Origin of the sequence: Mesorhizobium sp. LSJC280B00 (assembly GCF_000502835.1) — a bacterium.
Taxonomy (GTDB): Bacteria; Pseudomonadota; Alphaproteobacteria; order Rhizobiales; family Rhizobiaceae; genus Mesorhizobium.
The window spans coordinates 1-11018 of record NZ_AYVL01000063.1 but is presented as its reverse complement, the minus strand read 5'-3'; the positions used below and the strand labels follow the sequence as shown (position 1 = coordinate 11018).

Here is an 11018-nt window from a genome sequence, read left to right as displayed (position 1 = left end):
AGCGTCATGACCGTTTTTCCAGAGCCGCTTCCCCGACGACCGCCACCGTTTCGCCGGGCCGAACGCTGAATGAGACGCCATCGACCGCCCGGACGGATACGGAAGTTGCATAGAGATCGATGATCAAATTCTCGATCGCGTAAATTGGCTTGTCGTCGTTCATGTCGAACCCGTTCCCGTTTCGACGGCATCGCGCTCGGCCTCTTCGCGAGCCCGCGCCAGCTTGCGCTTGCGCAGCATTCCCCGCGAACCGGCCGCGGCACCTTTTGCAGCGCAAATGTTTCACCCAAGAGGTTGAAGCTGACTACAACCAGCGTCAGGGCTAGACCAGGGGGGACAACGAGGCGCGGAAACTCCTCGATGTAACTCATGCCGTCGACAAGCATCTGGCCCCATTCCGGCGTCGGCGGTGCAACGCCCAGGCCCAGAAAGCTGAGCGTCCCGATGGCCAGCACGAGGGCGCCGGCATCGGCGCTGGCGGGTCCTCACCCCGAAACGCGAAGATGAGGATCGTCAAAAGGTGCCGATCAGCCCCAGCCCGGCCATCCACCAGATGTGCCAGATCAGGGCGAAACCAATGACGACGGCAAAGAAGGCGTTGACGACCCCGACTGGACTGTTCTTCGGTACTTCGATCGGCTCGTACGGGCGCGGTGGCACCGGTTGAGCTTGCTGTGCGTTGGCGCGTTGCTTCGCGACCCAGTAGCTGTCGCGCTCGGCCACATGCGGCAAGACGGCAAAGTTCCAGGCCGGCGGCGGCGACGCCGTGGACCATTCCAGTGTGCGACCGTCCCAGGGATCGCCGGTGACACGAAGCATCTCGCGGTCGCGGATCGAGACAACCAGCTGCACGATCTGGCAGACGATGCCGCCCAGAATGATAACGGCTTATTCGACCACTCGCAACCAGTTTGACCTGCCAACCATGTCTCACGAGCAATGGCAGGCACTTAAGCCAACGCTACAAGAAGCGGAATAATAACCGGCAAGAGGATCCTCCCGGCCCGCCTGAGTAACCAGGGCTGCCGACAGAGCGCTTTCCCACTCACTGCCGGCCCGGTACCGGAAGGAGGGAGCGCAAATCTCTGCTTCGCCACCAGAATGCGCAACGCATCAGGTCCCGCACGCTCAGCTAGATCTGACGTTTAATCATGCGGCCGAGACCCGTTTCGCGAATAGGCCGCCGGCGAACCTGCACGCCGCCTTGTGCATTGAGCTTACTTCTTGCGACACAGGCTCAGCCTCCGCACAAGCTTCCACTGAAAGGGGACACCGCGTCCTGAAGAAACAGCCGGAGGGCGGATTCGTCGGACTTGGGATTTCGCCCGTGATCAACGGAGGGTTGCGCCGACGTTCGGTGGCAGGATCAGCCTCGGGGACAGACGCGAGAAGGAGTTGGGTGTAGGGATGGCTCGGATTCCGGTAGACCTCTTCCGAGCTACCGCTTTCCACCACCTTGCCGAGATACATCACGTAGACCCGGCTCGCCGCCTGCCGGACAAGCGCGAGGTCATGCGCGATGAAGAGGCAGGACACGCCGAGCTTCTCTCTGAGATCGAGGAATAGGTTCATGACCTGCGCCCGTATAGACAAGTCTAGCGCGCTGACCGGTTCGTCGCAGATTAAAACCCGCGGCTCTACGGCCAGCGAGCGCGCGATCGCGATGCGTTGCCTCTGGCCGCCTGAGAGTTCACGGGTGAATCTGTCCCGGACCGTCGTCGCCAGACCGACTTGGTTGAGGAGCTCAGCGATCCTCCCCTCGCGTTCCGTTTGCGAACGCAAACCTGCAATGATGAGGGCTTCGTTTATGGCTTCGCCCACAGTTTGGCGATCATTCAGCGATGCATAGGGGTCCTGGAATACGTACTGAACTGCCCGACGCGCTTCCCGCAGACGGCGTCCACTCAAGGAGCCGAGGTCGACGCCATCAAAAACGACACGTCCGGATTGGGGTTTTTCCAAGCCGACGATCGAACGGCCGAGCGTGGACTTGCCGCAGCCAGACTCCCCCACCAAGCCGACGATCTCGCCTTGATTGAGGTGGATTGAGACGTCGTTTACCGCTTTGATCGTTTGGCCACGTTTGGCACTTGGAAAGCTGGTGACCAGATGCTCGACTTCGAGTATCGCGCTCATTATGCGCACTCCTTCGCCCGAATATTCAGAACGGGACAGGCGGCTGACACACCCGGAACTGCCGTCGGCAAGAACGGCGGTCGCCGCTCGCCGCAGGCATCCACAGCGTATCCGCAGCGGGCCATGAAAGCGCACCCTGTGATCGGCGCGCCGAGGATGGGCGGAATGCCCGGCAATCCACGGAAACGCGATCCGATTGCGTCCTGTTTCCTCGGAATTGCGTCGATGAGGCCCATCGTATAGGGATGCTGCGGCTGGGAGAGTACACGCTCGGTCGGTCCGGTTTCGACGTGGCGCCCCGCGTACATCACCATTACGCGGTCGGCCGCGCCCGCCACGACACCCATGTCATGCGTGATCAAGATCATGGCCATGTCCATTCTGGACTGGATTTCCTTCAGCAGTCGGAGGATTTGCGCCTGGACCGTCACGTCGAGCGCGGTGGTCGGCTCGTCGGCTACGAGAAGTGTCGGCTCGGCGGCAATGGCGATTGCGATCATGACACGCTGTCGGAGACCGCCCGAAAGCTCATGGGGATACTGCTTGAGGCGTATTTCGGGGTCGGACATCCCGACCATCTTGATAAGTTCAAGCGCCCGGGTTTCCGCAGCTCTTGCGGTCATGCCGAGGTGAAGCTCGGCTACTTCGGCTATCTGCCGTCCGACCCGGCGGGCGGGATTGAGCGCGCTCATCGGGTCCTGGAAAATGAAGCCAATGGATTTTCCGCGCAGGCTGCGAAGCGTTTCATTGTCCGATCCGACGAGCTGGCGGCTGTCGAACAAAATGGAGCCCGATATATCCGCCTGGACGCCCACGGGCATCAGGCCGAGAGGCGCAAAGCAGGTGACCGTTTTGCCGCTACCGCTTTCTCCCACAATCGCGAGGGTCTCTCGACGGCTCAGTTCATAGGCTACTCCGTCGACTGGGCGGACCACGGTATGCGCCGTCAGCAGGTCTATGGTCAGATCTTTGACGCGGAGTATCGGTTCAGAACTCATGGCCGTGCCTCCTTGGCCCAGAATGCGGTTACCCGGCGACGGGCCGCGAGCATCCGGGAGGTCAGCGGCTTCGGAACTCTGTTGAGGGCGACCGCTTCACCGAGGATGTTGAATCCGATGACAGCTAAAGTCAGGGTCAGCCCCGGCAGGATGACCTGGCGCGGATCGGACTCAAGATATGGAAGCGCGTCGACCAACATCTGTCCCCATTCAGGCGTCGGCGGCTGGATGCCCAGCCCGAGGAAGCTCAACGTTGCGATTGCGAGCGCGACTGCTCCGGCGTCGGCCGTGGCATATACGAGCACCGCCCCGATCGTCGTGGGAAGAAGATGGACAAAGTAAATGCGAACGGGACTTGCGCCCAATACTCTTAGGGCCTCCATGTGGGGCTTGTTCATGGTGTTGACAGCCACGGCCCGGCTAATGCGGGCGCTACCCGGCCACCAGGCGAGCGCGAGCGCGAGGATCATGTTCCAGTAGCTGACTCCGGCAATGCCGATCACCGCAAGTGAGACGATGAGGCTGGGGATTGCCTGGCCGACGTCAACGATGCGCATCAGCAGTTCGTCCGTCCAGCCCCGCCGGTATCCGGCAATCGTGCCGATGGCGATGCCGATGGCGTGCGCGCACACAAGGACGAGACAGACTCCGACCAGCGACGTCCGAGCCGCCACAATCAACCTGCTCAATGTATCGCGCCCGAGATGGTCGACTCCGAACGGATGGGCGAGCGTCGGGCCCTGGCCAGCGATCAGCAGGTCTTGCGCATTGGGATCATGTGGCGCGATGTAGGGTGCGAGCAGTCCCAACAGAACGAACGCGCCAATAGTAAATACCGCCGAGCGCGGGAAGGCGCCAATGGCCTTCAGGAGTGGTCTGACTGGCTGCATGTTCAGCTCCTTTGAAGTCTAAGGCGCGGATCGGTCAGCGTAATGCAGATGTCGACCACGACGTTCAGGATGATGAAGAACGTGATGAAGACCAGAAGGCAGGCCTGCACGACCATGAAGTCGCGGAATCTCACCCCGGTCAGGAAGAGGTCGCCGATGCCCTGCCAAGCGAACAGAGGTTCGACAACGACCGCGCCCACGACCATCGTCCCGATCTGCGTTCCCAAGGCGTTCAAGTACGTCGGCGCGATGTTCGGGATCGCGTCGCGAACCAGAATACTCGTCCTTGACAGTCCTTTGCTCATGGCCGTTAGGACATAAGGTTTGGCCATCGCCTCCTCGAAGCCAACTCGGACGACGCGGCTCAGAACTGCTGCGGGAAGAAATCCCAGAGTGAGCCATGGAAGCACCCAACTGACGGGTCCGGCAAACCCGAAGGTCGGAAAGACGTGCCACGTGACCGAAAAGGCGTAGACCAGCAGTGCTCCGACGAAGAAGGACGGAGTCGAAGCGCCCAGAAGAGCGCTCCCTCGGGTGACCACGTCTGGCGCCCTATGTGCCCAGAGCGCGCCTACGAAGCCGACGAACAGGCTCAGCAAGAAAGCCACGACCGCTCCGCCCGCAACGAGGGTGGCGGTCACAGCAAGGCGGCTCTTGAGGGACGCGCCGACCGCCTCGCCCGTCTTGTAGGAAATGCCGAAGTCGCCGTGGATCGCTCCGTTCAGCCAGAAGCCGTAGCGTTCGAGAAGCGGCTTGTTGAGCCCCAATTCCTCCTCGACCTTGGCGATATCGGCTTTGGTGGCCGTCGGCGTCCGCAACTCGGCGATGAGTATCGCCACGTTGCCCGGAGCGGATACCACGAGCGCGAAGCATAGAACGGACGCCAGAAACAGCAACAAGACTGCGTTGCGGGCCCTTTTAGCGATGAAGGCGAACACGGCCGTATCCTACTCCGCCAGTGTGATATTCTCGTAGGGCATGTCGTACTCGGTCGCGGGGCTCTGGAAGCCCTTCACCCGAGCGGCATGCGCCCATATGCCCGGAACGAAGAGCAGCGGCGCGATGGCGTCGTTGTCGTGCAGCCAGTCATAGACCTTCTGTAGAGCTGCTTCCATCTCGCCTTCGGGCGCGGACATCGCGGCGAGCACCAACGGATCGAGGTGCTCGGGGTCGATGAAGAGCTTGCCGTCCACGCCGTTGTCATAGGTGGATAGGAACAGGCCCACCACAGTCCCGAAAGGTTCGTATGGCGCGCCGAACGTCTGGAAGAAAGCGAGATCGAACTTGCGCTCCGGAATGTCGCTGTGCCGCGAGGCATGATCCACCGAGCGGATCGTGAGCGTGACGCCAATCTCCTGGAGCTCGGACTGGATCACTTCCGCGACGGATCGGGACCCCGGTACTTGCTCCTCGCTAACAACCAGTTCAATGGCAAGGTCCTTGCCGTCCTTCTGCCTGACAGGCCCCCCGACCCAGCCTGCCTCCTCGAGCAGCGACTTTGCGGTCTCGGTATCCCGCCTAGGCACATCGAAGCGCTTCCCCGAATACGGAACGGTTTCGGAGAACAGGTTGCCAGTGGAGGTCGCCAGACCGCGGTAAAGCACTTGCGAGATCGCAGCCCGGTCGATGCCGAGGTTGATCGCCTTGCGGACTTTCGGGTCCCTCAGCGCTTCGACGCGGGAAGTGTTGAAGGCCATAATCATTGTGGTGGTGCCGGGATCGATGACGACATCGATGCCCGCTCCCTTCAGCGTCTCTGCTTCCGTTGCGGTCAAAGGCGACACAAACGCTCCGCCGATCAGATCCACGTCGCCCGCGCGCAACGCTGCCATGCGGCCGCGCGAGTCCGGAAGGACTTTTACCTCAAGATATTTGAAAGAGGGCTTGTCACCCCAGTAGGCGTCGAAGCGCTCGAAGGCACTGCCCTCATTCCCGGCAGTCGCTTGATGCCACGGTCCCGTGCCGACGGGTGCCTTATAGCTACCGTCCCCAGAGACCGACTTGGGGCTGAGGAGCCTGACTGGCCGGACGTAAGCGAACTCCTGGAGCAGGCCGAGGACCGGTTCCTTGAACCGGACGTTGACGTGATCATCGTCGACGATGTCCGTTCCGGCGTAAAGCCGGGACGAATTCATCCAGTTGTTCGCTTCGAGTCCGATCCACCTCTTCAGGTTCCATTCCACCGCCGCGGCGTCGAACGGAGTGCCGTCGTGGAAAGTCACGCCCTTGCGCAAGGTGAGCTTAAGCAGCCTGCCCCCGTCTTCGACCGACCATTCGGTCGCCAGCCCTGGCTCGATCTTACCGTCATGGCCGTATTTAACCAGCGGCTCGAAAACGAGGTCCTGAACGCCCCACAGGCCGGTGTATTTGTGAGGATTGATATCCCCGGCGGGCTTGGCGATCGCGATGCGAAGCGTGTCCTTAACCTCTGATGCCGCAACGATTGACGGCAGGATGGAGGATAGCGCCGAAACTCCCAGCAGTTTTGAGACGCCCGCCAGGAAGGAGCGCCTGTCTATTCGCATGAATTCGTTGTTGTTGTTCATTGTCATTCCCCTTTTTGTGTTCACTCACAGCATTGATTGCCGGATGTTTTCTTTGCCGAACCGCTCGTCGTCGATCCGTGCTTGGATTTGGGCCAACATTTTCTCGAGATCGGCCATGAGATCGTCGTGCGATTCCAACCCCACGCTGAACCGCAGAAGGAGGTCCTGCCCACTCCAAGTCGTCGCGGAGCGGTTGCTCTTCACGGGCATGGGGGCAACGAGGCTGCGTGTCCCACCCCACGAGGCGCCGATGGCGAACGTCTCTAGCGTATTGAGCGCCTCCGGCACGTGCGGCAGTGCTTCGGGAACCAATTCCACGCTGAACACTCCGCTCGCGCCGAGGAAGTCGCGCTTCCAGAATTCGTGCCCGGGAGAAGACGGCAGGGCGGGGTAGAGCACACGCTCGACGGCTGGGTGGCCGCGGAACCAGTTGATCATCGCCGTCGCGCCGTCGTGCGCGTGTTTCATTCGCACGCCAAGAGTCTCCATGCCCCGCAACACCAAAGAGGCGTCGTCGGGGGAAACACCGATCCCGGCGCGCCCCATAGTCGCCTTGAGCGCGTTGAAAAGCTGCTCGGAAGCCACCGTGATCGATCCCATCAGCACGTCGGAATGGCCCGAGATATATTTGGTGAGCGCTTCGGTCACGATGTCGGCCCCATGTACGAGGGGCTTGAAGTTAAGAGGGGTCGCCCAGGTGTTGTCGAATCCGACGAGCGCGCCGTGCCGATGCGCGATCTCGGCAATCCGCGGCAGATCCTGGACTTCCATGGTCGTCGAACCGGGGGACTCGCACCACACCAGTTTCGTGTTCCCGTCGATCCGACGTTCGAGCCCCTCGGGCGAAGTGGGATCGTAGTACTCCGCTCGGACGCCAAACTTTGCCAGATCGGTGTTCACAAAATCACGGACCGGGGGATAGGCCGTGTCCGCCACCAGTACCTTGTCTCCGGCATTGAGGACGGCGAGCATTGCGATTGCGTTTGCGGCCTGGCCCGATGGCGCGAGAAGCGTCCGGTGACCCTGCTCGAGCTGAGTGATCTTTTGCTCCAGTGTACGCGTCGTCGGGGTGCCGTAGAGGCCGTAGGAATAGCCGTCAGGCCCTCGCTGGCCGCGAGTGGCGTAGGCTGCGGCATCCGCGAATACGATCGTCGAAGCCCGATGGACGGCTGCACCCAGAGCCTCGAAGCCGTCTGTTTTGACTTTGGGGGTCACAACGCATTGGGTGAGATCGTTCATGCTTGCTCCTCATGTGTTGGAGACAGTTACAGCATGACAAAACCTATTCCGTCCAATATCAAGATCGGGATGTGCTATTCTCTCAGGTTATAGGTGCGCCATGAATCTTCGCCAGATCGAGGTCTTCCACGCCGTGATGACGATTGGAACCGCCTCACGCGCCGCGGAGATACTACGCATCTCACAACCTGCGGTGAGCAAGGCCGTCCAAGAACTGGAGCGCGACATCGGTTTCGCGCTCTTCCACCGCATCAAAGGACGGATGTCGCCGACGGCAGAAGGCAACCTGTTTTTCAGGGAAGTGGAGACCTCATTCTCCGGCCTCATCCATTTGAAAGGGGCCGCGGCGCGGATTCGCGACTTCGGTTCGGGGGAAATCCGGATCGCAAGTCTCTCCGCATTAAGTACGAATGTAATGCCAAAGGCATTAAAGGCATTTCAACACCGTCACCCTGACGTTGCGATCACCTTTCAGGCAAGGCTATCCTCGGAAGTCAAAGAACTCGTCGCCTCCGGCCAGTTCGACGTCGGCCTGGCGGCGGACGAGATCGATCTTGCGGGCGTCGAAGCCCACCCATTCCGGAACTACCGGGTCGCGATCGCCATGCCCAAGGGCCATCCGCTAGAGGGGAGGGAAGTGATCCGTCCCGCCGATCTCCATGGGCAGGCCTTCATCGCGTTGGCTCCGGAGGACACTACGAGACGGGAAGCAGAGGCCATCTTCGCTGATCACGGCATCAAGCCCAAAGTGGTTCTAGAAACCCCCTATTCCACCACCATCTGCTCGATGGTCAATGCGGGGCTTGGATGCGGAATGGTCAATCCTTTAACTGCCCTTCCCTATCTCAACGGAAACCTCAGCCTCCGTCCATTTCTCCCGGGAATCTCCTTCCGAACTCTTCTGTTGTTGCCACCCAACCGACGTCCATCGAGAGTAGTTAGCGACTTTATCGAGCAGCTGATGCGTATCGCATTGGAAATTGATGGGGCTGTCCAAACTTGACTTCACTTTCGTGAACGTCGGCTTCTGGGCCCCATGCCGTCACCCGCCAGGCCGCAATTAGGATAGCGCGCCTCGCTCAGCCGCAGCAGCGAAATTGTAACTGGGAGTTCGATGAGTGTGGGGAAGGCGGTAGCGCTCTCCCGCTACCATCACTGCAGCGCTAGGCGCTGTTCCTGGTTTACGATTTGGCAGGTTGAGAAGCTCCGCCAGCGCACCGCGAACTTTCAGCTCAACCTGTCCCCTACCCTCCGTCGGAATGATCTCGATCCCCGTGACCAGCGAGCGGATGATCCTCGCCGCCTCGTGCCGCTCACACACATCGGATTGCAATGCGTCCTGGAGCTCGGATACTTGCCGACGGTAAACCGTCACCGCTGCCGGATGAAACTCTACAATGCTTTCTGCGGCCGCCATCGCCTGAAGCTCTCGGGCTAGATTCTCCTTTTCGCGCTCGAGGTCCAGTAGCTTCGATTTCATGCTGGTCGTCGCGACACCGTCAGCGATGGCATCGACGACGTTAGCGATCTGCCTGTCGATGCCGGCATGCCGCCTTTCGACTTCCCTTTGCCGCTCGCGGTTCATGGCGTTCAGTCGCTTATGCTCAGCATGATATTCAGCAAGGAAGCCCGCAATGGCATCTGGCGCCAGCAAGCGCCGCTGGATGCCTTCCAGCACACGGTTCTCAAGCTCGCCAACACGGATCGTTCTGTTATTGGTACAAGTGCCTTTCTCACGGTGCGCGGCACAAGCAAGCTGGTTCCTGTTCTTCACCGTATAGGAAGCGCCACAGCAGCCGCACCGCACGAGCCCCGAGAACATGTGCTTCGGCCGTCGGCGGTGATGGAGTTTCATGCCTCCATAAAGCTTCTTGCGGGCTTGCACTGCATCCCATAGCTCATCGTCGATGATATGCAGATGCGGCACTTCAACGACCTGCCAGGTTTCCGGCAGATTCGGCCGCGAGATGCGCTTCCCAGTCTCGGGATCCTTGCGCATTTGAAGACGATTGAAGACGAGCAGCCCGATTTAGGCTTCGTTGTAGAGAAAGCCGCTTCTCCGCTTGAGATTGCCATTGATGGTCGAGGCGCCCCACGCACCCCCAAAGGGTGATGGGATACCTTCCTTGTTGAGCCCTGCAGCTATCGTACGCGCCGATTGACCAGCCGCGAATTCCCGAAAAATCCGACGCACGACCTCGGCTTGATCCTCATCGATCTCGCGCAGACGGCGGATCGGTTCGCCGCGTTCATCGAGTTTTTTGACCACGCGATAGCCGTAGGAGAGGCCGCCGGCGTTGTAGCCGTTCAATATGCGGCCGCTTTGGCCCCGCCTGATCTTGGCGGCTAGGTCGCGCAGGAACAACGCGTTCATCGTTCCTTTCAGGCCCACGTGCAGTTCGTCCACGGCGCCCTCAGAGAGAGTGACGATCCTGACACCGGCAAAGCGCAGTCGCTTAAAGAGGCCGGCTACGTCCTCCTGGTCGCGTGACAAGCGATCGAGTGCCTCGGCTAGAACGATCTCAAATTGCCCGCTTTGAGCATCGGCGAGAAGCCGCTGGATGTCTGGTCGACGGATGACGCTTGAGCCGGATATCGCGGCATCGACATAGGTTTCAACGACAGTCCACCTCTCCCTGGCCGCGAGCTCTCGGCAAAGCCGCAGCTGATCCTCGATAGAGGCTTCGCGCTGGTTGTCGGATGAGTAACGAGCATACAGCGCGACACGGGTCATGAACCGCTCCTCTTCCTCTCTTTGTTAATGGCCGCCGCCGTCCCCACCCTCCCCTTCTGACGGTGTTTTTTCAAGAGGATGAACTTTGTTGTCGTTGGCCCCCTGCAATTCCTCGAAATGCTCCCGAGCAACCCGCCGACCCAACAAACGGGCGATCGACAGGACGGCTCGTTCAGCCATGTCTCGTGCCGACATCTCAGCCCTGTAGTCATGGCTTGCGCTGTCGCTCCCCGGTTTGGCCTCGTCCACCATGGCATGCCCGCTCTTCTGTGTAGATCAAGGGCATTGAGCGGCGTGATGATCAGCAAGACAAGTTCAGTTGCCGCGCGGTCGTACGGTGGCGTGCAAATACTTGCGCGCTGCGATTTGGGAATTCCGAAACCAAGCCAAACTGCCAAAGCTCGAGCCTCTTGCAATATCGCACGCAATATCCAATATGCTTGCATGAGACTGCTTCTCGATACGGCGACCATGG

Annotated in this window: 11 protein-coding genes and 2 pseudogenes; 1 reads left to right on the top strand and 12 read right to left on the bottom strand. The window is 60.4% G+C overall.

Annotated features, from left to right (window positions below):
* Nucleotides 1-4: 4 nt before the first annotated feature.
* The 9 genes and pseudogenes from X773_RS78785 to X773_RS72475 all read right to left on the bottom strand — a co-directional run bounded on the left by X773_RS78785 (nucleotide 5) and on the right by X773_RS72475 (nucleotide 7809).
* Nucleotides 5-163 carry a hypothetical protein gene (locus X773_RS78785; protein ID WP_023680723.1) on the bottom strand — a complete coding sequence of 53 codons (159 nt, stop codon included), beginning with the start codon at nucleotides 161-163 and terminating at the stop codon, nucleotides 5-7.
* 85 nt (nucleotides 164-248) lie between these two features.
* Nucleotides 249-479: pseudogene (locus tag X773_RS79460) on the bottom strand (ABC transporter permease); the annotation flags it as partial.
* 34 nt (nucleotides 480-513) lie between these two features.
* Nucleotides 514-852, bottom strand: coding sequence for a hypothetical protein (locus X773_RS72505; protein ID WP_023680722.1), 339 nt, complete (start codon nucleotides 850-852; stop codon nucleotides 514-516).
* A gap of 297 nt (nucleotides 853-1149) precedes the next feature.
* Nucleotides 1150-2136: an ABC transporter ATP-binding protein gene (locus X773_RS72500; protein WP_023680721.1), complete on the bottom strand. Its 987-nt coding sequence runs from the start codon at nucleotides 2134-2136 to the stop codon at nucleotides 1150-1152.
* Nucleotides 2136-3134 carry an ABC transporter ATP-binding protein gene (locus X773_RS72495; RefSeq protein ID WP_023680720.1) on the bottom strand — a complete coding sequence of 333 codons (999 nt, stop codon included), beginning with the start codon at nucleotides 3132-3134 and terminating at the stop codon, nucleotides 2136-2138. Before X773_RS72495 ends, X773_RS72500 begins: the two co-directional genes overlap by 1 nt.
* On the bottom strand, nucleotides 3131-4024 hold the full coding sequence (locus X773_RS72490) for an ABC transporter permease subunit (protein ID WP_023680719.1): 894 nt from the start codon (nucleotides 4022-4024) through the stop codon (nucleotides 3131-3133). The genes X773_RS72495 and X773_RS72490 overlap by 4 nt, the downstream gene beginning before the upstream one ends.
* Before the next feature lie 2 nt (nucleotides 4025-4026).
* Nucleotides 4027-4962, bottom strand: coding sequence for an ABC transporter permease (locus tag X773_RS72485; protein ID WP_023680718.1), 936 nt, complete (start codon nucleotides 4960-4962; stop codon nucleotides 4027-4029).
* Nucleotides 4963-4971: 9 nt separating this feature from the next.
* The gene (locus X773_RS72480; protein WP_245274882.1) at nucleotides 4972-6570 is read right to left on the bottom strand and encodes an ABC transporter substrate-binding protein; all 1599 of its coding nucleotides are present in this window, start codon (nucleotides 6568-6570) and stop codon (nucleotides 4972-4974) included.
* 24 nt (nucleotides 6571-6594) lie between these two features.
* Entirely contained in the window at nucleotides 6595-7809 is a 1215-nt protein-coding gene (locus X773_RS72475) for an aminotransferase class I/II-fold pyridoxal phosphate-dependent enzyme (RefSeq protein ID WP_023680716.1), read from the bottom strand.
* 100 nt (nucleotides 7810-7909) lie between these two features.
* Between X773_RS72475 and X773_RS72470 the strand changes: the two genes are divergently transcribed.
* Complete coding sequence (locus X773_RS72470; RefSeq protein ID WP_023680715.1) at nucleotides 7910-8812, top strand: LysR substrate-binding domain-containing protein; 903 nt, start codon at nucleotides 7910-7912, stop codon at nucleotides 8810-8812.
* A 57-nt stretch (nucleotides 8813-8869) separates the two neighbouring features.
* On the opposite strand, the gene X773_RS77785 is transcribed toward X773_RS72470, so the two are convergent.
* The 3 genes and pseudogenes from X773_RS77785 to X773_RS72460 all read right to left on the bottom strand — a co-directional run bounded on the left by X773_RS77785 (nucleotide 8870) and on the right by X773_RS72460 (nucleotide 10795).
* Entirely contained in the window at nucleotides 8870-9631 is a 762-nt protein-coding gene (locus X773_RS77785; protein ID WP_245274883.1) for a zinc ribbon domain-containing protein, read from the bottom strand.
* Between the two features lie 60 nt (nucleotides 9632-9691).
* Nucleotides 9692-10543 (bottom strand): annotated as a pseudogene (locus X773_RS77780) (recombinase family protein); the annotation flags it as partial.
* Nucleotides 10544-10567: 24 nt separating this feature from the next.
* Nucleotides 10568-10795 (bottom strand): hypothetical protein, encoded by a 228-nt coding sequence (locus tag X773_RS72460; RefSeq protein ID WP_023680712.1) that lies wholly within the window; start codon nucleotides 10793-10795, stop codon nucleotides 10568-10570.
* Nucleotides 10796-11018 lie beyond the last annotated feature (223 nt).

Bases quoted from the DNA above. Each gene is read 5' to 3' on its own strand.
- X773_RS72480 (WP_245274882.1), bottom strand. From the start codon at position 6,570: ATGAACAACAACAACGAATTCATGCGAATAGACAGGCGCTCCTTCCTG.
- X773_RS72500 (WP_023680721.1), bottom strand. From the start codon at position 2,136: ATGAGCGCGATACTCGAAGTCGAGCATCTGGTCACCAGCTTTCCAAGT.
- X773_RS72470 (WP_023680715.1), top strand. From the start codon at position 7,910: ATGAATCTTCGCCAGATCGAGGTCTTCCACGCCGTGATGACGATTGGA.
- X773_RS72475 (WP_023680716.1), bottom strand. From the start codon at position 7,809: ATGAACGATCTCACCCAATGCGTTGTGACCCCCAAAGTCAAAACAGAC.
- X773_RS77785 (WP_245274883.1), bottom strand. From the start codon at position 9,631: ATGTTCTCGGGGCTCGTGCGGTGCGGCTGCTGTGGCGCTTCCTATACG.
- X773_RS78785 (WP_023680723.1), bottom strand. From the start codon at position 163: ATGAACGACGACAAGCCAATTTACGCGATCGAGAATTTGATCATCGAT.
- X773_RS72460 (WP_023680712.1), bottom strand. From the start codon at position 10,795: ATGGTGGACGAGGCCAAACCGGGGAGCGACAGCGCAAGCCATGACTAC.
- X773_RS72490 (WP_023680719.1), bottom strand. From the start codon at position 4,024: ATGCAGCCAGTCAGACCACTCCTGAAGGCCATTGGCGCCTTCCCGCGC.
- X773_RS72495 (WP_023680720.1), bottom strand. From the start codon at position 3,134: ATGAGTTCTGAACCGATACTCCGCGTCAAAGATCTGACCATAGACCTG.